19 protein-coding genes are annotated in these 24,001 nt (G+C 45.7%); 7 read left to right on the top strand and 12 right to left on the bottom strand.

Annotated elements, in window-relative coordinates; all coding sequences use genetic code 11:
* Window positions 1-50: 50 nt before the first annotated feature.
* From AYW76_RS03525 to AYW76_RS03505, 5 genes are all read right to left on the bottom strand, one after another.
* Entirely contained in the window at window positions 51-746 is a 696-nt protein-coding gene (locus AYW76_RS03525) for a hypothetical protein (RefSeq protein ID WP_067215839.1), read from the bottom strand.
* A 196-nt stretch (window positions 747-942) separates the two neighbouring features.
* Window positions 943-2,676: an OFA family MFS transporter gene (locus AYW76_RS03520; protein WP_067215836.1), complete on the bottom strand. Its 1,734-nt coding sequence runs from the start codon at window positions 2,674-2,676 to the stop codon at window positions 943-945.
* A 463-nt stretch (window positions 2,677-3,139) separates the two neighbouring features.
* Window positions 3,140-4,045 (bottom strand): transcriptional regulator GcvA, encoded by a 906-nt coding sequence (gene gcvA / locus AYW76_RS03515; protein WP_067215833.1) that lies wholly within the window; start codon window positions 4,043-4,045, stop codon window positions 3,140-3,142.
* Window positions 4,046-4,290: 245 nt separating this feature from the next.
* The gene (locus AYW76_RS03510; protein WP_067215831.1) at window positions 4,291-5,781 is read right to left on the bottom strand and encodes a CoA-acylating methylmalonate-semialdehyde dehydrogenase; all 1,491 of its coding nucleotides are present in this window, start codon (window positions 5,779-5,781) and stop codon (window positions 4,291-4,293) included.
* A gap of 67 nt (window positions 5,782-5,848) precedes the next feature.
* The gene (locus tag AYW76_RS03505) at window positions 5,849-7,006 is read right to left on the bottom strand and encodes an iron-containing alcohol dehydrogenase (protein WP_067215830.1); all 1,158 of its coding nucleotides are present in this window, start codon (window positions 7,004-7,006) and stop codon (window positions 5,849-5,851) included.
* A gap of 466 nt (window positions 7,007-7,472) precedes the next feature.
* On the opposite strand from AYW76_RS03505, the gene AYW76_RS03500 reads away from it, so the two are divergent.
* Together AYW76_RS03500 and AYW76_RS03495 are read left to right on the top strand one after the other, a co-directional pair.
* On the top strand, window positions 7,473-9,986 hold the full coding sequence (locus tag AYW76_RS03500; protein WP_067215828.1) for a CoA transferase: 2,514 nt from the start codon (window positions 7,473-7,475) through the stop codon (window positions 9,984-9,986).
* A 163-nt stretch (window positions 9,987-10,149) separates the two neighbouring features.
* Window positions 10,150-11,883, top strand: coding sequence for a BCCT family transporter (locus AYW76_RS03495; RefSeq protein WP_067215825.1), 1,734 nt, complete (start codon window positions 10,150-10,152; stop codon window positions 11,881-11,883).
* A 181-nt stretch (window positions 11,884-12,064) separates the two neighbouring features.
* Here the strand turns inward: AYW76_RS03495 and AYW76_RS03490 are convergent, their stop codons facing one another.
* Window positions 12,065-14,065 (bottom strand): cache domain-containing protein, encoded by a 2,001-nt coding sequence (locus tag AYW76_RS03490; RefSeq protein ID WP_197467755.1) that lies wholly within the window; start codon window positions 14,063-14,065, stop codon window positions 12,065-12,067.
* Window positions 14,058-15,449: a sigma-54-dependent transcriptional regulator gene (locus AYW76_RS03485; RefSeq protein WP_156489014.1), complete on the bottom strand. Its 1,392-nt coding sequence runs from the start codon at window positions 15,447-15,449 to the stop codon at window positions 14,058-14,060. The genes AYW76_RS03490 and AYW76_RS03485 overlap by 8 nt, the downstream gene beginning before the upstream one ends.
* A 328-nt stretch (window positions 15,450-15,777) precedes the next feature.
* Between AYW76_RS03485 and AYW76_RS03480 the strand changes: the two genes are divergently transcribed.
* Complete coding sequence (locus tag AYW76_RS03480; RefSeq protein WP_067215819.1) at window positions 15,778-16,230, top strand: PA2169 family four-helix-bundle protein; 453 nt, start codon at window positions 15,778-15,780, stop codon at window positions 16,228-16,230.
* Window positions 16,231-16,290: 60 nt separating this feature from the next.
* On the opposite strand, the gene AYW76_RS03475 is transcribed toward AYW76_RS03480, so the two are convergent.
* The 4 genes from AYW76_RS03475 to AYW76_RS03460 form a co-directional block, all read right to left on the bottom strand.
* Complete coding sequence (locus tag AYW76_RS03475) at window positions 16,291-17,217, bottom strand: N-acetylmuramoyl-L-alanine amidase-like domain-containing protein (protein WP_231872539.1); 927 nt, start codon at window positions 17,215-17,217, stop codon at window positions 16,291-16,293.
* 237 nt (window positions 17,218-17,454) lie between these two features.
* Entirely contained in the window at window positions 17,455-17,664 is a 210-nt protein-coding gene (locus AYW76_RS03470; RefSeq protein WP_067033204.1) for a cold-shock protein, read from the bottom strand.
* A 425-nt stretch (window positions 17,665-18,089) separates the two neighbouring features.
* Window positions 18,090-18,500 carry a DUF1294 domain-containing protein gene (locus tag AYW76_RS03465; RefSeq protein WP_082866084.1) on the bottom strand — a complete coding sequence of 137 codons (411 nt, stop codon included), beginning with the start codon at window positions 18,498-18,500 and terminating at the stop codon, window positions 18,090-18,092.
* A gap of 53 nt (window positions 18,501-18,553) precedes the next feature.
* On the bottom strand, window positions 18,554-19,807 hold the full coding sequence (locus tag AYW76_RS03460; RefSeq protein WP_067215813.1) for an MgtC/SapB family protein: 1,254 nt from the start codon (window positions 19,805-19,807) through the stop codon (window positions 18,554-18,556).
* A 259-nt stretch (window positions 19,808-20,066) separates the two neighbouring features.
* Here AYW76_RS03460 and AYW76_RS03455 point away from each other — a divergent pair, with 259 nt between their 5' ends.
* The 4 genes from AYW76_RS03455 (at window position 20,067) to AYW76_RS03440 (ending at window position 23,607) form a co-directional block, all read left to right on the top strand.
* Window positions 20,067-21,143: an alkene reductase gene (locus AYW76_RS03455; RefSeq protein WP_067215809.1), complete on the top strand. Its 1,077-nt coding sequence runs from the start codon at window positions 20,067-20,069 to the stop codon at window positions 21,141-21,143.
* 147 nt (window positions 21,144-21,290) lie between these two features.
* Window positions 21,291-22,085, top strand: a complete 795-nt coding sequence (locus tag AYW76_RS03450) for an AraC family transcriptional regulator (RefSeq protein ID WP_067033209.1) — start codon at window positions 21,291-21,293, stop codon at window positions 22,083-22,085.
* A gap of 66 nt (window positions 22,086-22,151) precedes the next feature.
* The gene (locus tag AYW76_RS03445; protein WP_067215806.1) at window positions 22,152-22,799 is read left to right on the top strand and encodes a LysE family translocator; all 648 of its coding nucleotides are present in this window, start codon (window positions 22,152-22,154) and stop codon (window positions 22,797-22,799) included.
* A gap of 55 nt (window positions 22,800-22,854) precedes the next feature.
* Window positions 22,855-23,607 (top strand): substrate-binding periplasmic protein, encoded by a 753-nt coding sequence (locus AYW76_RS03440; protein WP_067215802.1) that lies wholly within the window; start codon window positions 22,855-22,857, stop codon window positions 23,605-23,607.
* A 59-nt stretch (window positions 23,608-23,666) separates the two neighbouring features.
* On the opposite strand, the gene AYW76_RS03435 is transcribed toward AYW76_RS03440, so the two are convergent.
* Window positions 23,667-23,996 carry a YnfA family protein gene (locus AYW76_RS03435; protein WP_067215799.1) on the bottom strand — a complete coding sequence of 110 codons (330 nt, stop codon included), beginning with the start codon at window positions 23,994-23,996 and terminating at the stop codon, window positions 23,667-23,669.
* Window positions 23,997-24,001 lie beyond the last annotated feature (5 nt).

Here is a 24,001-nt window from a genome sequence, read left to right as displayed (position 1 = left end):
AGCCTGCGGGGATGAATGTCATGCAGGCTTATATTTTGAATCTGAAAGGTTTATTTTTGAGCCATTTCTGGCGGCAATTGACCCGATAGCGCGGCTTGGATAGTACTTACCAGTTGTATAAAGCCCTCTCCACCTTGATATAAATCTGCACCGGAGAAAATATAATTCTGACCTTCATTATTGGTCATGATTAATTGCGGAACCCCACCCGATCCTGGCAAGCGGCTTAGCAGCTGACTGGCTTGCTGAACCATTTGATCCGCTTGCTGTTGCAGTGGACTGTCATTCTGTAGAGCGTGTTCAAGCATATCTGCGTCGATGGAAATGCCTTGTTCTGCAGCCACTTCTGTAGCGATGCTCACGACGGCAGGGACTTCAGAGGTATCGACACCATCGACATAACGGCGTAATTGTGTCTCATGCAGAAACTGACCTGCTAACCCTAATTTCTGAGACTCAAGGAAAATAGAAGCTTGTGTTAGTGCTCGTGACGAAAATACGCCATCTGGTTTTTGCAGTACATCATCAAAGTAAGCGTCTGAAAACGCTTGGCCAGATAGAGATTGAATCCGCAGATCATTGGTTTTGGCGTGCTCAGCAATCTCGCTGGTTGGGCGGGCTTTGTAAAAAAGCCCTACAGGCGCCATTGCGATATTTCCTAGACTTGCTTCACGCAAAGCTTTAATAGCAGGTGCGGCGGCATAGCACCAGCCACATAAAGGGTCAAAGAGGTAAGTGAAAGTCATAATTGACAGTCCAAATGATCGTAAAGTCACAACATAAAACGAATGGCAAGATTTTAAAAGTGCTTTGCCGTTTAGTGATAAGAGAGATTGTCGCTGCGCAATATTGTCATTCTTCAACGCATATACAGTTCAAGGGTGTCCAATAAAAAAGGCTGAGCAATGTTGCCCAGCCTTAGTCATGACGCATTAGAAAATGTTAACTTGCAGGCGCTTCCTCAGGATGAGTATTCTGAACATGGTGCTTTTCTGACACCTTACGAATAGACATATTAGCGAAGAAAGCAATCACTAATAACAATGCCATGGCATACATGGTGCTGTTATAAAGGCTCGATGTTGGATCGACAGTACCTGCTGGGGCGATTTCCATTAAGCGACCGAGCGTCACGGTATTCGAGGCCATGAGTGCTTCCAGCTGATCTACACCTGCACCGAAAGCTTGTTGGAATCGCGCGGGGTCGACTTTTTGCGCCAAATTATGAATCGCCGTATTCAGGGATTGTTCGCGCAAATAGGTGATCGCAAATGGCCCTAATACACCCGCGGTACTCCATGCCGTTAGAAGTCGACCGTGAATGCCGCCTACATGCAGGGTTCCGAAAATATCCGCTAGATACGCAGGTATGGTTGCAAACCCACCGCCGTACATAGTGAAAATTATCATCGTTGCAATACAGAAAAGCACTAACCAAATAACCGCTGGATTGCTGCTGACTTGGCTCGCAAAATACGGAATAGACACATACAAGATCATGCCGAGTAAAAAGAAGCAGTAAAAGGTTCGTTTACGCCCGATATAATCTGAAGCCGAGGCCCAGAAGAAGCGTCCCACCATATTAAACACACTGATCATCAGCACGTATGTGGCGGCAAAGCCTGCATCGACAATAAGCGGTAATGTGGTACCAAATATCTCGGTCATCATTGTCTTCGCGACACCGATGACGCCAATGCCTGCGGTCACATTGAGACACAATACCAGCCACAGTAAATAGAACTGCGGTGTTTTAAGAGCTTGATCGATGTGGACATGATTATCACTGATCAGGCTAGTTTTAGTTTGTGTTTCTGCTGGTGGTGTCCAGCCTTCGGGACGCCAATCTGGGGCCGGAACACGATAAGCGAACGCAGCGATGGTCATAATAATGAAGTAGACAATGCCCAGCGTAATGAACACGCCAGCAACACCGGTATCCCCTGTGTTGACGACATAGACGCCTTCTGGACCTGGTATCGGCATTTTGGCCATGTCAGCGGCGCTGGCCACAACCACTTCAAGACGCTCGCCCGCGACTTCAACAAAACGACGTCCCGCGTCGGTAATCATTGATACGTCAGCAACCGTGCCGAGGTATTGTGGTGCTTCGTAGAATTTAGTTAATAACCATTCTTTTAATGGTGCACCAATCATAGCGCCACCACCAAAGCCCATTATGGCCATCCCTGTGGCCATCCCCCTTCGGTCAGGAAACCAGCGTATGAGCGTGCTGACGGGAGAGACATAACCCAGTCCGAGGCCGCACCCTCCCATAACGCCATAGCCTAAATACAGTAGCCATAATTGATCCCATAAGATCCCTAGACTACCGACAAGAAAGCCGCCGCCCCATAGAATGGCCGCTAAGAAGCCGACGGCACGAGGGCCAACTTTTTCAAGCCACTTACCGCCAATGGCGGCCGCTAAGCCTAAAAAGACGATGGCCGTAGAGAAAATCCAGACAACAGAACTTAATGACCAATCCTCTGCGGCGCTGGCAACCACGCCATGTTGACGAATAAGGGGTGGGTTAAAAATACTCCAAGCATAAACTGAGCCAATACACAGGTGAATGGCTATGGACGCGGGTGGAACGCGCCAACGGTTGAAACCGGGTTTAGCGACGATGCGCTCTTTGAGCAGAAAGGAAAAAGGACCAGATGTGTTCGACATAAGGTATTACTCCGCTTTTATATTTATTGTAGTTGTCGATGTAATGTGGAATGTTCCACTTCGATTTGCTGGAGCAAAAACTACGCCAAAGATATAAGTGGTTGATTAATATAGGGTTGTTATGTGACGACAATGGTTTGGAGATGTAGTTAGGGTTAGTTTGACTCGGTTGTTCAAGTGGTGTGGGTTATTTTGACTCGGTATTAAGCCAAATAAAAAATACAATGCCGCGATCTAGACCAGATATGACTTTAACTCAGTGATAGAGCTGGGTTGTTGAAAAAGCGTTTTTGAAATACGTACATCTGGTTTTTATTATAAGTAGGTGGTTGGAGCACTCTTTTGAGGGTTAATTAGCACTTCGAATGTGGATTCTGAAAGAACCCTGAAAGAGGCTTAAAATGCCATTTTAATCTCTTTAGGGTTCGTTTTACGAGCAGAGTTGGATATTGGGATGACTAACCTAATGAGGCCAGTGACTTTGTACTTGTTCTACTTCGTCGAGTAACCACGCTCGAAACAATTCAGCATGAGGGTGTTCAAAATCTTGATTTGAGCTGATCAAATAAAATGACTCACTGGTTGGAAGCTTTTGTTCAAAGGGGGCCACTAATTGCCCAGCGGCGATCATTTCTTTAATTAAAGAGCTTCGTCCTAATGCGATCCCTTCGCCTGCTTTGGCCAATTCAAGTGCTGAAATTAAGGTATCAAAATGGATGCCCTGAGAAGAGTCAATATGCTGAAAACCGGTTTTGTTCAACCAGTACCCCCATCCTTCGTTATAACCATCGACGTGTAAAAGTGTGTGTTCGGTAAGTTGGTTCGGAGTGTTTAGGGGCGTAGAAGTATTTAAAAGAGCAGGACTGCAAACGGGAATAAGATGGTCCCAAGTGAGTCTATGATAATTCACGCCAGACCAGTCCCCCATTCCGTAACGAATCTCCATGTCCGATTCTTTATCAAGGTTTTCTACCCAAATATTAGTTGGTAGCCGTAACCTGACTTCAGGGTGAAGTTTTCTAAAACGACCGAGTCGAGGAGCTAACCAAGTTGTAAAAAAAATCAAGCTGGAGCGGATTGTTAGCGGTCGAGTTTGGCCTTGACCAAACAGTTCATCGGTTACCTCCGCTAAACGCTCAATGGATTCATGAACAATGGGAATATAAGCTCGCCCGGATTTTGTCAATTCCAAGCCTCTTGGTAAACGTTTAAACAGCACAGTGCCTAATTGTGCTTCTAATCCTTTTATTTGTTGACTGACTGCCGCTTGGGTCATATTGAGTTCGTGAGCTGCCTGTGTAAAGTTCAGGTAGCGTGCTGAAACTTCAAATGATCTAAGCCAATTAAGGGGAGGAAGTTTTTTTTTCATTTTTATTCTTCTGAAGTTTATTGGTCCATGATCGAGCAAAAGTGCTCGTTACCAGTCATTTAAACTCTAATAGATAGATTTTTAATTATCAGCTTTTTTAACGTATTTATTACTAACTATTAACGCCATAGCAGCTCTCTAAAACGACTTCCTAGAATTAGCATAAACCTTTCCTATGACGGAATTAAAACGAAAAAAATAGGCCAGTAATATACTGGCCTATTTAATTGTCGCTAATGCTTTAATTAGCTTGGAAATGCAAAAGACACACCTTCACGTACGCCACTGGAAGGCCAGCGCTGCGTGATGGTTTTACGCTTCGTGTAGAAACGCACACCATCTGGACCATACGCATGAAGATCGCCAAACAAAGAGCGCTTCCAGCCACCAAAACTATGGTACGCAACCGGTACTGGCAGTGGCACGTTGATGCCTACCATGCCCACTTGAATATGATTTGAGAAATAACGCGCTGCTTCACCATCACGAGTAAAGATACAGGTACCATTACCGTATTCATGATCGTTAATAAGTTGCATCGCCTCTTCCATGGTGTTGACTCGCACAACCTGCAGTACGGGGCCAAAAATTTCTTCTTTGTAGCTCTGCATCCCAGCGGTTACACCATCAATGAGTGTTGCGCCAACAAAGAATCCATTTTCATAGCCTGAAATGTTTGGCTCGCGACCGTCGACCACAACTTTAGCGCCATCGGCTTCAGCGCTGTTAATGTAGCCCACAACTTTCTGTTGATGATCACGAGTGATGACAGGGCCAAAATCATTCGTTTTGTCGCTGTACTCACCCACCGTTAAGTTTTTCATAGCAGTTTGCATTTTTGCAACTAAGGCATCGGCTGCCTCTTCCCCTACGGCTACAGCAACCGATAATGCCATACAGCGCTCACCGGATGAACCAAACGCCGCACCTAGCAGTTGGTTAACAGCATTGTCCATATCTGCATCAGGCATCACAATGGCATGGTTTTTAGCACCTCCCAATGCTTGGCAACGTTTGCCATTGGCACTGGCCGTCGCATAAATATATTCAGCAATTGGGGTTGAGCCGACAAAGCTCACGGCTTTAATTCGATCATCTGTCAGTAACACATCCACCGCTTCTTTATCACCATTGACTACGTTTAACACGCCTTCTGGCAAGCCTGCTTCCTGTAGTAACTGAGCAATATAAAGTGTTGAGCTAGGGTCACGTTCTGAAGGTTTTAGAATAAAGGTGTTACCGCACACAATTGCAAGCGGGAACATCCACATCGGCACCATCGCAGGGAAGTTAAAAGGCGTGATACCGGCGACGACACCTAGGGGCTGGAATTCGCTCCAAGAGTCAATGTTTGGTCCCACATTTTTACTGAACTCACCTTTTAAAAGTTCTGGTGCGCCACAAGCGTATTCTACATTTTCAATGCCTCGCTGCAGCTCGCCCGCGGCATCATGGCAAATTTTGCCGTGCTCTTCACCGATCATTTGGCAAATCTTATCGCTGTTTTGCTCAAGCAGCTCTTTAAAGCGGAACATCACTCGGGCACGTTTCAGCGGTGGCGTATCGCGCCACGCAGGGAAAGCGGCTTGGGCTGCTGCAATGGCGTCTTCGACTGTTTCTTTTGGTGCTAAGGCCACTTGTTTTGAAACTTCGCCCGTCGCAGGATTGTAGACATCTTGCATGCGCTGAGAAGTGGTGACTAGTTGACCATTAATTAGGTGTCCGATGGTGTTCATTGCGTTTCCTTAAATATTGTTAGCATGGCACTAAGTTGTGTCGGTAATGATGGGATTTTGCCGTCACTCACCAAAGCTGTTGATAAATGTCGATGATTTGCTCTGCCGTTGGCACGATAGGGTTATTGTTGGGTGAACCCGATGCGAGCGCTTGCTCTGCCATGGTTGGCATTAAGTCAAAAAATTGCTGGCGGTCGATGCCAAATTGCTCAGGTGTTGGCACCTGTAATTCATCATTAAGAGCTCTCAGCTCAGCAATCAGTTTTTGGTTAGCGACATCATCTGAATCAGCTTGGGTAGCGACACCGATTGCGCGGGCACAATCCGCGTATTTCTCCTCAGCGCTGGGGATAGAAAACTCAGTTACAGCAGGTAATAACATCGCATTGGAAAGCCCATGAGGGACATGAAACGCTGCGCCAATAGGTCGGCTCATACCATGCACCAGTGCAACTGATGCGTTTGAGAAGGCAATGCCAGCGAGAGTAGAGCCTAACATCATGGCTTCACGGGCTTTATGGTCACTGCCATCGTGATAGACACGGCGTAGATTAGGGCCAATTAATTTCATCGCCGCGATGGCTTGGCTATCGCTGTAAGGGCTCGCTTTTTTACTGACATAAGCTTCCATCGCATGCGTCAAAGCATCGATACCCGTGTCGGCGGTGATTCGAGCGGGTAAGCTGAGTGTTAGTTTGTAATCGACAAGGGCGGCGATGGGCATGAAACCTACCCCGACACAGAGCATCTTCTCGTCATTGGTTTCGTCTGTAATGATGGTGAAACGTGTCACTTCTGTGCCTGTGCCAGCTGTGGTTGGCACAGCTATGATAGGTAGGCCTTGCTCATTAACGATTCTCGGAAATTTGTAATCTCGCATTTCGCCGCCAAATTTACCTAAGATGCTAATGGCCTTAGCACTATCAATTGGGCTTCCGCCGCCTAAGGCAATGATGCTGTCGTAATTGCCATTGCGAACAGTATCTACACCAGCTTGAATGGAGCTAACAGTCGGCTCTGGTACTGTATCGTCGAACACTTCCGAGTTGATTTGATGATCTTTTAGACAAGATTGAACTTGTTTCGCGTAGCCAAGTTCAACCATCATTTTATCTGTGATGATGAGAGGGCGAGTACACCCCAAACTGTCCAAAATGCTCGGAATTTCTAAACTGGCATTTTCCCCTACCTGTAAAACGCGAGGTAGAATGATTTGGTTAGACATATAGGCTCCACTTATTGTTATTTTATTTGTCCATCTCTTAACGCTTTAATACGAATATTTATGACGTTAGGACATACCCTTATTCATCGCAACCTTAGGCTACGAAACAACGACATTGTTATGAATAAGTCGTGGCCTTTAAAGCAATAAAAAATCACCCATAGAGCTAATTTTTTTTATAGCTACTGCCTTGCTAAACCACCTCATGGGATTTTTTTCTATTGATATCAAAAGATTAAATTCTTGATGCGTTTTGTCGCCTCTGAGGTATAAAAAAAATTCACCCACCGATCTCGTTTTTATTGCTAGTAGCCGCCTAGGGGCAATTCTAGTATGCGTCCTGTGCTGATCTTCGCAGTACTTACTAATTGGCTTTGTCTTGATAACAAAAATAAATCAATAAATACAACATGTACTGGCTTCCTTCATTCAGTTGAAAGACGCTTTTTACACAGGATCAATAGAGATGAATAACAACAATCAACTACCTCTTATTGGTGTCCGAGTCGTGGACTTTGGACAACAAATTGCTGCTCCCGCTGTTGCTATGGTGCTTGCCGACCTTGGCGCAACAGTGATCCATATTGACCCACCCCAAGGCCCGCAATGGGTTAGCCCAGCCAATGCGGTGTTAAATCGCAACAAACAGTGTATTCACTTAGACTTGAAAACCTCAAAAGGCCTGAGTGAAGCGTTGCAGCTGATTGATCAAGCGGACATTGTGATAGAGAACTTTCGTCCTGGTGTTTTGGCTAGGTTAGGTATTGATTACGAAGAATTAAGAGCTAAGCGTCCTGAGTTGATTACCCTATCGATACCAGGCTTTGCCAGTAATGATATGTTGAGACGAGAATGGAAAGCGACAGAAGCGATTATCGCCGCTACGTCGGGTTCATTTACGGATATGGGTTTTAATCGCGTCCTCATGGGGATTGAGCCTAGTTTCTCACCGGTCCCGCTAGGTTCTTCTTATGCGATTTCGCTTGCTGCGAGCTCCATCATAATGGCCTTGTATGAACGAGCTCATCATGGTCACGGGGATCATATAGAAGTCCCCGTGGCAGCGGCTTTAATGGAAGGGCTTTCTTATAATTCTTTTGTGATAGATGGTTTACCTGAACGCTATAAGACGATGCGTGAGCGTGAAATTGAGCATCGTCATATGTGTAGCATCGACATGAACCTAACGTATGAAGATCTACAAGAATACTTAGATCCTTTCTTCCGCACCTATGATTGTGCTGACGGTAGAAAGTTTTACTGTGTTTGCCCGTCTCATCGAAATCACGCTAAACGTGCCCTACAAGTGCTGGGAGTTTATGACGAACTCATGGCGGAAGGCTTCCCAGAAGTACAAGATTTACATGCGCCAATTGATGAATGGGACGGTGAAACCTCTTTGGGGGTTTACCCGCTACCGCCTAGATGGGCGAGAGTCATCTCAGAGAAGATGAAAAGAGCCTTTCTGACCAAAACTTCCAGCGAATGGGATCGTATATTTGGTGAAACCGGTATTCCTGGAGCATCACAGCGTACAACAAAGGAATGGCTGCATGACGAACATACCAACAAAGCTGGCTTAATCATTGAAGTGGATGATCCAGAATATGGGTTGATGAAGCAGCCTGGGCCACTGGTTTGGTTTGAGCATAATGCCTCTGCTTTTATGCAAGCGAAGGGCAGAAGGTTTGTGGATTTTGATACAGCATTAGACACCTTGTGCAGTGTCAGATCACCGCTTACACAGGATTTACCGCGACGAAGTGAAGCGAATAAACCGGAGGAAAAAGGCTGGTTAGATGGTAAAAAAGTGCTTGATCTGACTAATGTGATCGCTGGCCCTCACTCGGCTGCTTTTTTAGGAAGATTCGGTGCAGAGGTTATTAAGCTTGATCCTGTTAAGCCGCTTTATGATCCATTAATTGGGTGTCTTTACAGTTTTCAAACTGATATGGGCAAAAAGAAAGCGTTGGTTAACATTATGACGGAAAAAGGACGAGAGGTGTTTAATCGACTCGTACAGTCGGTCGATTTAGTCCTTATTAATGCGCCTGAACGTCAGCTTGAAACACTCGGTCTTGACTCAAAAAGCTTACTTGAGATTAATCCGGATGTATTGTTTTGTCGTTTAGATTGCTTTGGCGGACCATTAAGAGGTCCTAAAACAGATTACATTGGCTACGATGATATTATTCAGGCTAATAGCGGCATAATGATGCGTTTTGGTGGCAGTGATACCCCAGAAGAACACGCTCATGTTGGAACGTTAGATGTTAACTGTGGCTTTGCTGCTGGTATGGGGATGGCGCTTTCTATGTACCATCAATTAGTTACGGGTCAAGTTAGTCGGGTTAGAACCTCGCTATCTGCGGTCACTAATATGGCGCAAATCCCGTTTATGTTTGATTACGAAGGAAGAGGGCCGTTTGACGAGGCGTCGGGTCGAGAGGTATTAGGCAACCATGCGCTATCGCATTTTTATGAAACAATGGACGGTTGGATTTTTCTTGATTCGGACCATAACGAGTTTGATAAATTAAAATCATTGGAAGGCTTAACCGAACTGGGTGACACACCTGATCTGCACGAGTATTTAAAACATGCCTTTAAGCAGGCTGCTACTTTACACTGGCTTAACTTACTGAGAGGCGCAGATATTGCGGTAGCTGAGCCAAATTCGATTGAAACGCTACGTCATGATTACAGCCGTATTCATGACGGTGAAGTAGGTACGCATTTTGGTAGCTATGCGTTCTCCGTTTATCCAGATCATCCTAGTGGTCACTGCTTTACTCAAATTGACCACTATTCTATTCGCCCTGAAAGAGCGGCCATTCGAGCCATTGCACCCACGGAAAAGTTCGGGCATTCAACCAAAGAGATCTTAGCCAGTGTTGGCTACAGTGAGTCTGAAATAGAGACCATGATCGAGGCTAATATTGCCAGCTTAGGCTGGGCGAAAGAATATTTGCCCAGTTAGGTTAAACAAAGATTAAAGGGTATGCCAGCAGGAGGAATTTGATCGCTCATGATGAGTGAGCCATTAATATCATTATGTAGAGACCCCATTTTTCTAGTTTGTTATATCTATTTTAGATTAATAGGATGACGTGGCGACAATAAAAAAAATAAAGAGGTTACCAATGCTAAAAGATAAAGAGATCGATGCCCTCATTTCCCAGCGGGGAATGTTAAAAGGGCTTAATACGACCCTGGGAATAACAGCCTTAATTATGGTTGTTGTATTTATTCTCTATACCGTTTTGCTCGGTGAAATAGCCAGTCAGCAGTTCATAGGCTTGAAAAGCTGGATAGAAGAAACGTTGGGGTGGTATTACATCCTTGTCATGCTGCTTGCTTTCGTTGTGTGTGCGACGTTAATGGTAAGTAAAGTAGGTGCAATTCGATTAGGTAGAGATAACGAGAGACCTGAGTTTTCAAACTTTGCTTGGTTTTCAATGCTTTTCGGCTGCGGTACGGGGGCTGGCATGTTGTTCTTCTCCATGTCCGAACCGATGATACATTTTGCCAGTGGTTGGAGCGGTGGTAACCCTTTCATGAGTACCGAAGTGAAAGCGGCCGTGAGCAGTTTTTTCGAAGCTAAACAAGTGGCGCTTGCGGCAGGCTTACAACCAGGCGATGTGGGCTTTCCTATTCCTAATGATTTAGTCGCTGAAGCGGCCGTCGGCGGTCTAACTTTGACCGTATTCCATTGGGGGGCTGTTGCTTGGTCAATGTACGCAATCGTTGGCTTGTCGTTGGCGTATTTCTCTTTTCGTAAAGGTCTGCCTCTTTCCATTCGTTCTGCGCTTTATCCATTGATTGGAAATAGAATCTATGGACCCATTGGTCACGCTGTCGATATCTTGGCCGTTTTTGGTACCATCTTCGGTATTGCCACCACGCTGGGCTTGGGTGTAGAGCAGATTAGCTCTGGACTTATTTCGCTAAATGTTTTGGCCGAAAGATCCACCATGGTAACCGTTTTATCCATTGTATTTATTACCTTAATTGCGACCTTGTCTGCCACCAGTGGTGTTGCCAAAGGCATTAACATGCTGTCTCAATTTAATAGTTACATCTGTATTGCGATTATCTTGTATTTTCTAATTGCATCGAATGGTAACTACCTGATTGCAAACAGTTTGACGACATTAGGTGACTACGCCTCTCAATCGCTTTCTATGACACTTTGGACGGCACGAAGCAGTGATGAGCAAACTTGGCAGGGTGGCTGGACTATCTTCTATTGGGGTTGGTGGATTGCATGGTCTGCATTTGTGGGCATGTTCATCGCACGTATTTCTCGCGGTCGTACTATCCGAGAGTTTGTTATGGGTGTTGTATTTATTCCAACGCTTGTCTCCTTGTTGTGGTTTAGTGTTATTGGTTCAGCAGGTATCCATGCATCGATCTATGGGTCAGACATGAGCATTTACAATACCTCTGTAAACAATTGGGATTATGCTGGTACCTTGTTTACCGCTTTTGAAGTATTGACTCCAGGTGTCGCTGCGACGATTGCTAAAGTCTGTGCGTTGGTTGTAGTGGTGGTGTTTTTTGTGACGGCTGCAGACTCAGGTACATTGGTATTAGGTCGACTGTTGTCGTTTGGTCGTCGTCCTCCAATTCAGCAACGTATTCTTTGGGGTAGTTTACTGGGTGTAGTTACTCTGATGATTCTGTTAATGGGCGGTAATGAGGCATTGAAAGCCTTACAGGCAGCGTCTATCGCGGGGGCACTACCTTTTACCTTTGTCATCATTGCAATGATGTTCGGCCTAGTTAAATCGTTACGCAAAGACAGCGAAAACTTTGTCGCTGATGAAGAACAAGTACGAAAAATAGTGGAAAGAGAAATAGCTGACCTTTCTTAAATAGGGCAGCATCCACATAAATGTTTCGACACGTTGTCGAACTTAGGCAGTTCCTCACTAATACGCCACCTATTGGTGAGGAACTTAACCTAGACAGTCCCTCTCCTGAAAATTCTTATCAACTTTCTAATTTAGTACCAATAAATTGTTTTAAAGCCCTAGGTAATTGAAAAAATAAGCGTTATTTTTTTTCGGTGCTAAGCCAAATAAAAAATACACTGCCGCGACCTAGTCGAGACCTAACTTTAATTTGGGCATTCATTTGGCTTAACAAGCGATGGGAGATTGCCAGCCCTAGCCCTGTGCCAGAGTGAGAGGTTGAGAAAAAGGGGTCGAAAATACGATTTAAATGCTGGGGATCAATACCTGAACCATTGTCTCGAATGGTAAGTTTTACCCAACCATGAGCAGAGTCGTGACTGCGAACAATAATTTCTCCTTTCTCTTCTGTGGCATTGGCGGCATTCATAACGAGATTGATCAATACTTGTTGTAACTGAGGGGCGTCTGCATACGCTGGCCGTTGTGCGTTTAAGTCTAATGTTAAGTGAATCCCACGACGCTGGAGTTCGTGCTTTACCAAGGTCTGTGTTTTACGTATGACCTCATTGAGGTCGATGGTTTGGTAGGTCAGTGTCTCTGGCACAGGGCGAGCTAGTTTGAGTAAGTCATTAATAATGGTGCGAATACGATCAACTTGCGCAATGATCAGTTCAGCATCATGGCGCATTTCAGGTGTGGCTTGGTCGCCCAGTTCATCTAGGAGCAAATCCATGTAGCCTAAAATGACCGCTGTCGGGTTGTTGATTTCATGGGCGATACCAGCAGTTAACTCGCCTAACGCTGCCAGCTTGCCTTGTTCAATAAGCTGTTCTCGGGTGCGATTCAATAAGGCAATGTGTTGCTGTAATTCATCGGTTCGGTGTTTTAATTGGGCGGTACGCTGATTCACTTTTTCTTCGAATTGGTCCGCTGCCGATTGTATGGCGTGATGCTGCGTGTCGAGCTGGCTCAACATGGCATTAAAGTGCAGTGCTAGTTCTTGAATTTCATCGCTGCTTTGATAGTGCGGAAGTGTTTGGTGTTGGCCGTCACGAACGCGATCCATCACCTCGGTCATATGCTCTAACGGTTTAGATATCGAGCGAGCACCGCGGACGGCAATGATGGCACAGCCAATCAGTACCACGGCAAACAGCCACAACAGTAACTCTAGCCAGTAATAGAAACTGTCGAGGAAGGGGGACTCAAGAAACCCCGCGTACAGCATACCGACACGTTTGCCTGATGCGTCGATAACAGGCTCATAAGCAGAGATATACCAATCGTTCACCACAAAGGCGCGATCAAGCCAACGTTGACCTTGACCTAATACTTGCTGATGTACCTCGGTAGACACTTTTGTGCCCAGTGCTCGACGTTCTGGAGAGTTTGGGTGGGGCACATTGGTACTGATGCGAACGTCGTCTAAAAACAGCGTTACGGTACCGATGCCTCCTTCTGGTAGGCTGCCGGGGCCATAAACGGTGTTACGGATCTGATCGACTAAGGCGAAGTTGCCATTCATCAGCACACCCGCGGCTAAGGCTCCGATGACCTCGCCGTGATCATCTCGGATCGGCTCGAAGAGGTGGATTAACATACCTCGCTGTTCGCTAATGTCTGAATCAACCATGGGAATTCTAGCCCGCTGAGCCAGTATTGGGTCAATGTTGTTGAGTTGACGGGCAGAGAAAATCTCAATAGCACTGAGAGGCTGTCCCTTAAAGGCCTGCGGCATTGAGGGAGAGTTTGGGTATTGGCATTGATTATTGCGTTGCTCACAGCCACTCAAATCAAGTAGACGAACGAAGTCCAGCCCTGCTTCGTTTTTGAGTGTGTCTTCTAAGGTTTTTATAGAAGCAGGGGTTGTGATGGCAAGCGCTTGGAGTATCGCTCTATGATGGTGGCTGGCCGCCAATGAGAGGTTCATTAAATACGATTGCTGGCTGTTTAAGAACGCTTCGTGGGCCACTGCTAGGTCTGTATTGGCTTTCATTAAGAGCTGGCGGTAGCCGACTTCTTGGCTCCATAAATAGGCGAGACCAATGACGCCGGGCAAAACAAGCAAGAGTGGAAACAAGGTCAGGACTAGCAATCGATAGCGTAGACTTGTATGACGCTTCGACCAACGCTCAAGCACGGTCATTAATCCTTGATTGCAGCTTTCGGTCTAGGGTTTTTCGTGTTGTACCGAGGTGTTTGGCAGCTTGCGTTTTGTTACCGCCATGGGCATCTAAAACACGCTCTATGTGGGCGTATTCGACGTCCTCTAATGTCCAGTCTAATGGGTAGCCTTGTACTTGGAGCGTGTTTGAGTTCGGATCAGAGCCTGAACCTTGCAGTAAATCATGAGCAGGCATGCCTAGCAGTAGGCAGCGTTCCACAAGGTTTTTCAGTTCACGAATATTACCTCGCCATGGCTGTTGGCGCATTACGGCGAAATCGGCCTCAGAGAACTGAATCGTCGGCATACCCAAATCACGACTAAGGCGCTCAATGAGATGCTCAACCAGTAGTGGTAAATCTTCTAGACGGTCTCTAAGGGGAGGCAATTGGCATTGTAAAACATTTAAACGATAGTAAAGGTCTTCACGAAAGCTGCCAGCTTGCACGGCTGCGGCGATGTCTTTATTGGATGCGGCAATAATACGCACATTGACCGGTACTTCCCGCTCAGTACCCAGTGGGCGAATACGACCATCTTCCAATACTCGGAGTAGCTTAGCTTGCAGTGCTAAGGGCATTTCCGAGACTTCATCTAGGAAAAGTGTGCCGTGATCGGCGTAACTGAACAGCCCTTCACGAGCTTGATGGGCGCTGGTGAACGCGCCTTTGGTGTGGCCAAAGAGTTCTGATTCCATCAATTCAGGGGCCAAGGCTGCGCAATTAATGGGAACAAACGAGCCTTGTCGGCCGCTGCTTTGGTGGATTGCGCGCGCTGCCAGTTCTTTACCTGTACCGCTTTCCCCTTCGATCAATACGGCAGATGGAGCTGGCCCGATGCGCTCAATTAGCTGATTTATTCTAACAATGGTCGCGCTTTTTCCCAGTAGTCCAACTTGAGGCGTGTTCGCTAATTGGCGTTGTAAAACAAAGTTTTCGCGGGTTAATCGAAGATGGTCAAGGCTTTTCCTAACCGCCGAGCGCATTTGCTCAATTCGAAAAGGCTTTTGAATTAAGTCGTTTGCCCCGAGACGTAAGGCTTCAATAGCGTGGTTCATGTCGGCAAACGCCGTCATAAAGATAACGTTGCCGGTATTCCCTCTGTCTCGAATTTGTTGCATCCATTCTACGCCAGAGCGGCCAGGCATGCAGATATCGACGATGAGTAAGTCGTATTGGGTTGTGTTTAATAATAAGTCAGCACTATCCGCAGAATCAGCCGTATCGACACGCGAATACAATCTGTTCAATGCTCGTTGTAAAAAGTCCCGGATACCTTCCTCGTCGTCTACGATCAGAATCGTCATTGAATTTAATGAGGTGGTTGCCGGGCGTTCAGCCCATTGCTCGTTCATCGCCATATTGTTGTTCTTAAAAAGCAGGTAATAGAAAAGCGTTGATCACACGCCTCAGCTGAACAATGTAGCGTGATGCCTTATAAACCGAAAGAGCAATTTTTTATGGTAGCTTAAAAACGACAGGTTTAAGGCGTGATTATTCGTAGGAAAACGTCACGGTTGAACGCAAACATGGAGCACATGTGCGTATAAATCGAAGCAAAGGTGCAATGGCCATAAATCGTCTGCTTGGGTGTTGAATAAAAACGCGGAGTCTTCAATTCTGTATGTACGGATGAACGAAACGCTTCATACATAACGAATTAAACGATAAATAACCAAGGAGGCAACCATGTTGCAAACAACACCAGAGGTTAACCATATTTCAGACATTATTAAAGTCATGAACAGCGGTATCGAGTTTTATCAAGAAGCGAAAGGGAAAGTCGACAGCGCAGAGTACACGGGCTTTTTTAACCGCATGATTGATGCTAAACAAGAGGCCGTGGCGGATCTTCAAAAGTTTGCGGTAGCCGAAACAGGTGATCTGGAAAACGGCTCTGACACCATGACCGAAGTGCGTAAAGCGTACACGAACCTTGTTAATAAGGTCTCAACCACTTCTACAGAAACAAATTACGTCGATCAACTTGAAGAGGTTGAAGACAAAGTCTTAGCAGAAATCAGTACGGCGCTGGGTAAAGATCAAGCACCAGATTGTGAGGCTACTCTTCGTCGCGTTCACACACGTATGAAAGAGTGTCACGATGAAATGCGGATGTTGAAAAAAGGCATTACACATTAATCATTTACAATGATCTAAGATTCGAAGCCACGCTTTCCCTAGAGCGTGGCTTTTTTGTGTCTAAAAAGTCGGTTGTTGAATATTAAAGCCTTTAAGTGAAGAGTTAATTAGGTACTTGCTAAAGTAGTCCGTGAAACGCTCGTCTACTACTTTTCGTTGCAACTGGCTGGCGTGGCGCAAATACAGTTGACCATCCTTTCGAATCGCAATGGACTGATGCGTCACATTAAGATTTGTGCCAATCCACTGCTTCACATCGTAATTGGGTCTGACCATACTGATAATGCTCCCTGAAGGGATACGATCGAGTAGTGCCTGATTGATGTCGGTGTCTTCTTCGTACGATTGAGTGGTGTCAGCACTCGCAGGTTGAACAATGAATAATGCCGTAAGCGGAATATAAGGTGTTTTTACTGGCTCAGGTGAGAATGGTAAGCCTTCCTGATGTAAGTCATCCAGCAATGTTTGTTTATTGACCGTGGCTGATAGCCCTTGAAGGCGGTCTTCTGACATGGCTTGATACCATGCTTTCTTATCGATGACAGTTTCTGCGAACCGTTCAAAGCCTTGTCCAACCGTTGCCGTAATATCTTCCAGCAACCATTGATTGTTGGGTATCCAGTCTGCACTGGTAAAGTGGTTGCGTGTTACAAATGAAACAATACCCTGTTGATAGCGAATCTTCTGCATATGCCGTGGAAAGTCTTGCGCATGGCTCGATAAGGCGCCAGCGAGTACTGTTTCGACATAGGTTGTGCAATCAAACACATCAAATCGAAATAATGGGTCTTGGTCATATCGACCTTTTTCACCTTCGCCAAGGTTGCCATCGACATAAGGCCTGTTCATGAGGCTGGCACTTAGCACTTCCATGCGGTTAGCGGTGGTCATTTTTGTGTTGGCTATGCTGTCGATCAGAGTTAAAAATTCTGGTTGCGCGTGACTTTGAGCTGCATGCAGTGCGATCGATGTTAAGACGAGAGTCATTGGAAGTTTGCATATAGAAGATAGCATAATGAGCCTTAGTTAGAGCCATGTATAAATTAGTGTGCACCAGAATGATGTTGGGCACTAGTGGTTAACCTTTGTAAGCCGCGGATTTGTGGTGAGTGTAACTGAAATAGCGGGAGGGTAAAGCTAGGAAGGTAATCGAGAGAAAGAGGCAAAAAAAAGAGGCGATACCTCGCGGTATCGCCTCTTTTTTTGTGCTACTTTAATTAAAAATTAAAGAGCAACGATGTTTTCAGCTTGAGGGCCTTTTTGGCCTTGAGTTACAACGAACTCAACTTTTTGACCTTCAGTCAAAGTTTTGAAGCCAGAACCTTCGATTGCACGGAAGTGAGCGAATACGTCAGGGCCGTTTTCTTGTTGAATGAAACCGAAGCCTTTAGTTTCGTTGAACCATTTTACTGTACCAGTCGTTTTATTAGACATAATGTATATCCTGTAGATAAAAAATAATAAGTGCCATTAAATGGCGGATGTAGCGGAAAAAAAGACAATATTTTAGATCTTACAAGACGAAGGACTACTACTAATAACGCGACGTAACGAGGATGTAAAAAACGCAAACTTTCTAGCTGCGATTAATATATGACCAATCATTAATTATGTCAAAGGTTATTTTCATTTTTCGCTAAAATAATTGTGATTTTCTCCAAAGTGCCCGTAAAGGATGCGAAGTGAACGCTCTGCAGCGTTGTCACGACGCCTCATCATTCTGGCATCGCAATACCTTCGGTACACTGACCACAGTCCTACATTGACAATAAAAAAAGTCAGAATGATGAAATTTTAAAAAATAGACTGATATGGAAATTTAAGTGAGGTCACGCAACATGAGTCGGTCGCTTCTCGTCTTAGCCAATCTGTTTTTGTCCAACCAGATACCCAACATACCCGATGATGATAATGCCAAGCCACGCGGTGGCCTTAAACATTGGTTTTTGCGTTTTATGGCGAAAGTGCGTTTGACCATATAGCGCGCCTAAACCGCCGCCCAATAAGGCGAAAATATGTAAGACAAGCTCAGGTATACGCTCTTTATTACGCTGTTTAGATTGACGTTTGTCATACCAGTAAAGCAGCGGCATAAGAAATACATTCTGCGATACAACAAAACTAATCAGCAACCACATGTACAGTGGTTTAAGCTCGACAAATAACGTTATTTGTCTATTTAACCAAATCGCCGTAATTAAGTTCAGAGCACCGAACGTCAGGCTCAATAGGGTGCTTATGGAAAGCCATTTTGCATAAATCGGTGGCAAGCTTATGTCCTTAATGAGTAGAAAAATAAAGCGTTAGCGTGTCTTCGAACGCATTAAATAACAAGCACTAATAAGAGCCCCACTGCGCTGGCGATTATCAACGGGATGCTAGCGCGAATCAACATGGCTTTTCCTCCAATACCGACGGTTAAACCGGCTTTAAGCAGGCCATTGACAGATGCCGCGATGACGATACCCAGTACGGCTGTTTCTAGCGCAAGGTTTTCACGGCTCATTCCTGATAAGGATAAGTTAATTGGATCGACATCGGCGACGCCCGAAGCTGCCGCTAATATTAAAATACCAGCGTCTCCTAGTGTGGCTTGAAGGCCGCTACTAAGTAGCAAAATGGCGGTAAGTAATAGACCAAACCCCAATGCTGACCACATAGAAAGAGGGGAGGCAGGTGGTGCGATGTCTTCAGGAACGGATTGATTACCTCGATACCAGAGCCAAAAGGCTGGCAAGTAGGTGAGTACCGCCATGGTCAGCGTTGGTATGGCTAATGGCATCAGTAAGTCAGGGTTAATAACACTTGCAACCAGCAGGACGCGTGGGTACATGGTTCCGCATGCAAACAAAACACCAGCCGCCAACAATGGGGATGCAGCAGGGACTTGTTTAGCCATTCGAGAAAATTGCAACGTTAAAGCGGTAGACGATGCAAAGCCTGCAAACAACGCAGTAGCCATGATGCCTTTGCGTGCTCCGGCAAATTTCATGGCAAAGTAACTGACAAACGAAATGCTGGAAATGAGCACGACCATCCACCAGATTTCATAGGGGTTCAGCGCATCCCAAGGCCCCATGTTTTCATTTGGGATGACTGACAAAATCACCACTGAAATCAGCAATAGCTCCAACGCTGCCCACAGTTCTTTCTTTTCAATCAGCCATAACCAGCGGTGTAGTTCGCCTTTTAAACTGAGCAGTAGCGTTGTAATAACCGCAAGTGAAGAGGCCTCCAGGACATACCCCAGCATAACCATTGCGCCATAACAAAACGCTAGAAGCGAAGCGATCAAAGAGGTTAGCGAGGCGCGCTCACGAGTGCTGTTTACGACGTAAGACGCAGTCAGAGCAAAAGCCAATGCGGCAAAAAAAACGCCAAGTAAATAACTACCAAGACTCTCGGAAAGCATGGCGGAGACCGCCCCTAAGAGAGAGATTAAGCCGTAAGTTCGCAGACCAGCAACGCGTGAGCCTTCTTTTTGGTCGCGGTATTTAAAACCTCGTTCAACGCCAATTAGCAGCCCCAAAGATAAGGCAATCGCCAGCAATACAACGGAAGATTCACTAAACTGCATAGCACCATCCTATTGTTTTTATTGAAGGAACGGCTTTTACCGTCATTCTAAAAGCGTAACACAAGATATGAAAAGCGGTGTTGAAACCCTGTTAAAAATGATGAGCGTCTGATTAAAGATGGGCTGAGCTGAGAGGGGTGTTACAAAGGCTGACCAAAAAGTCAAATTATCAGCAACAAACGTGCTTGGGATTGAAACGCCGTTAAGTCACCTCATATCGTATTTATCTTAATGAATACTCGACGATTTGGAGTAGAGAATGTCTTTATCAAACACAGCGCTGTTCACCCCAGTTAAGCTAGGCACATTAGAGTTGCCTAATCGAGTGATCATGGCGCCTCTAACGCGTACTCGTGCGATCAATCATCAACCCAATGAGCTGATGGCCGAATACTACGCTCAACGCGCCAGCGCTGGGCTGTTGATCTCGGAATGCACCATGGTATCCGAAGGCACCTCCGCTTTTGGTCACGATCCTGGTATTTACAATCAAGATCAAATTGACGGTTGGAAGCTAACCACTGACGCGGTTCATAAAGCCGATGGCCGCATTTTTATGCAAATTTGGCATGCAGGACGCGCTGCACATCCACTGTTTAACAATGGACGTGAGGCCGTGGCGCCCAGTGCCATTGCGATTGACGACGTCACCCACACGCCGGAGGGGAAAAAGCCGTATACCGTACCACGTGCATTAACAGTGGAAGAGATTCAACAGGTTGTAGAAGACTTCCGTCAAAGCGCGATTAACGCCCGCGAGGCAGGCTTTGATGGCGTCGAGATTCACGGCGCCAATGGTTATCTGATTGACCAATTTTTACGTGACAGCGCCAATCAACGCGAAGATATCTATGGTGGCTCTTTGGAAAATCGTACTCGTTTTCTACGGGAGATACTCGACGCAGTTACGGAGGTAATGGGTGCGGGACGTGTGGGTTTACGTCTGTCACCGCTCAACAGTTTTAATAGTATGCGCGACAGTGATCCTGTGGAATGGATGCGCTACCTTGCGGATCTCTTAAATGGTTACGATCTGGCCTACCTGCACGTAATGCGTGCGGACTTTTTTGATCAGCAACATGCCGATGTTGTCAGTGTGGCGCGCAATACCTACCAAGGTCATCTGATGGTTAACATGGCATACAGTGTTGAAGAAGCTGGCCAAACCATTGCTGATCATCAAGCCGACAGTGTCGCATTTGGTAAGGCCATATTGGCGAACCCTGATTTTGTCGCGCGCGCGAAAATCAGCGCGCCGCTGAATGAGCCTAACCCTGAGACGTTTTATACGGATGGTGCCGAAGGTTACACCGATTATCCCTTTATGAATGCATAAACGAGGATTCAAAAAAACCGCTGCTAAGGCGGTTTTTTTAGGTCTGAACTGGCGTGCAAGCGTTCAGACTGAGTAAGGTCTAGGTTGTCTATTTTTTACAAGACAATGGAACTCAGTGTCATCTATGCTATGGCGTGAGGAGGGCTTATGGACAGCGTGCAGCATTTCAGTTCACCAGATCGTGCGATTAGTTTGATTTCGGGGCAATATCAGTCGTTTGAATTTGAACGACATTATCATCTTGATTATCACTTTGGCCTTATTACAAAAGGCCAACAACAGTTTGTATGTGCGGGAGAGCGATATCATGTTGGCCCCGGCGACGTAGTCGTGATGCCGCCTGATACGTTACACGACGGTCGATCTATGGCTCATTCAGGTTATCATTCGCATGTGTTTTCGATTGAGCCAGAATGGTTCGATCACTTCTTGAGTGAATCAAATATCCGTTCAGGATTAGGTTTCAAAAGTATTGTTTTAAACGACTCTAACGTCTTTACCTTGCTTAGACGCACCCATCTTGCACTGCGTTCAGGTGAGCTGAGTCAATTGGCGCAGGATTGTTTGCCTTATGAAAGCTTTTCGGCGGTTGTCTCTAAATATGGGCAAACTAAGCGGTTAGAAGAAAGGCGTATTGGGCGAGTAACACTGGAAATGTTACGTGATTTTTTAATGGCGCACCTAGCAGATTCCGTACATCTTCATCAATTGGCCGAATTGTGTCAGTTGACGCCGACGCAGTTTCAACGACACTTCAAAGCCTCGGTTGGTATGACGCCCTATGCGTGGTTCACACGTTTACGTCTAGAGCAGGCCATGAAGCTATTAAAGACCAACTTATCGAGCACCGAGGTAGCTCACCAAGTTGGCTTTTATGATCAAGCGCATTTTAGCAAATCTTTTAAACACACCTTTGGTCTCACACCTTCGCAAGTGCGTTAGCTGTTAGTTTTTTACAAGCGAGCGCTTTTATTGAAGTGGTACAGTCTTCTGCAATGGAGGACCTATATGAACGAAGTATCTATTCTTATCACTCTGGCGACGGTGCATTGTATTGCTCTAATGAGTCCAGGCCCTGACTTTGCCTTAGTCGTACAAAATGCCACGCGTTTTGGGCGTCAAACAGGGATTTATATTGCTCTAGGCTTATCTTTGGGGATTTTGACGCATGCGATATTTAGCGTGACGGGGGTGAGTTATATTGTTCACCAACATCCGACACTCTTTGCGTTACTTAAGGGCGCAGGTGGTAGTTACTTGTTGTATTTAGGATTAGGCGCTTTATTCGCAACGTGGAAGCATTGGCGTGTGCCTTCTGCTTCAATAGTGGCTGATAACGCTATGATGCTGGCAAATAAGCGTTTAGCGTTTTGTCGTGGCTTTATGACGAATTTATTGAACCCCAAAGCATTGGTGTTTTTTATTAGCCTCATGTCGAGCTTGGTTCCGGTGGGGATGTCCACCGCAGGCAAGAGTGCAGCCTTGATCATTATTTGGGGCTTATCGTTTACTTGGTTTGCCATGCTGGCCTGGTTACTGACTCGCCCTGCTATGCAAAGCGGGCTTCGCAGAATAAGCCGATACATCGATATGTTGTGCGGAGTTGTATTTACTCTGTTGGGTGCTACCATTTTATATCAACTGGTGATGACTTAATCTTTTGCCTTTTATAATGGATTTTTATGGCATGATTAGCATAAGAGGCAAATATATGATGAATTTCAGTAAATGGTTAATTTTATGTTGGGCGGCAATGAGTCCATTTTCATGGGCGGAAAACATGCATGTCTCTCTGACTGCAAATGAGTGGCCTCCTTACACCTCGGCTAACATTGAGGGCGGTGGTCTAGTCATTGAGTTAATCAAGTCAGCATTTGCAGAAGAAGATGTGACCATAGATTACGTTATCATGCCTTGGGCGAGAGCGATGGCATCGGTTGAAGCTGTAAGGAAGGACGCTGTTGCCGCTTGGTATAGCGAAGAGCGTAGTGAGAAGTTTGTGTTTAGCGATGTGCTTTTAATCAATCATGCCGTCATGGTCAAAAGAAAAAACGCTGACATTCAATGGCAAGAGCTAGAAGACTTAATCCCTTACAGCTTTGTTCTGTTAATTGATGCCGTTAACGAAGAGCAATTTGATCAATATGACGCACTAGATAAAACGTATGTCGGTGATGAAAAGCAGGCATTAGACATGGTGATAAAGAAACGTGTGGATATGACGGTAAGGGATCAAGGGATGGTGGAGTATTTGATCGAAACTGAACCTGAACGCTTTGCTGATAAATTGGATTTCGTCGAAAAAAAGTTAGCTCATAACTCATTGTCATTGATGCTTTCTAAACAACACCCAAATCGTGAAGAAATCATTGCCCACTTTAACCGTGGGCTCAGTAAGATTAAAGAAAATGGTCGTTATCAAGCGTTGCTTGAAAAATACAATGTGAGCGCATTGGAGCACTAGCTAGACCCACATTTTGTTCTTGAAGAGTGATTTTTTAGAGTTGAAATCGCTTTTTGAGGTTAGCTTCTCGGTGCAAACATAATAATGGCCATGCCAAGTAACGCGACCGCAGACCCCATCAAGTCCCAGACGGAAGGACGGATGCCATCAACCGCCCAAAGCCATAATACCGCGACAAAAATATACACGCCGCCGTATGCCGCATAAACACGGCCCGACGCCGTCGGATGCAAAGTCAGCAACCACGCAAACAGCATTAAACTCAGAGCTGCAGGCAGTAATAACCAAATGGGCTTGCCTTCACGTAACCACAAGTAAGGCAAGTAGCAGCCTACGATCTCAGCCAAGGCCGTCAATAAAAAAAGTCCAAGCGTTTTAAGTTCCGGCATGACAA

The sequence above is a fragment of the Marinomonas gallaica genome (assembly GCF_001639745.1).
Lineage (GTDB): Bacteria > Pseudomonadota > Gammaproteobacteria > Pseudomonadales > Marinomonadaceae > Marinomonas > Marinomonas gallaica.
Note: the sequence above shows the minus strand (reverse complement) of the source record. Positions and strands in the feature narration are given on the sequence as shown.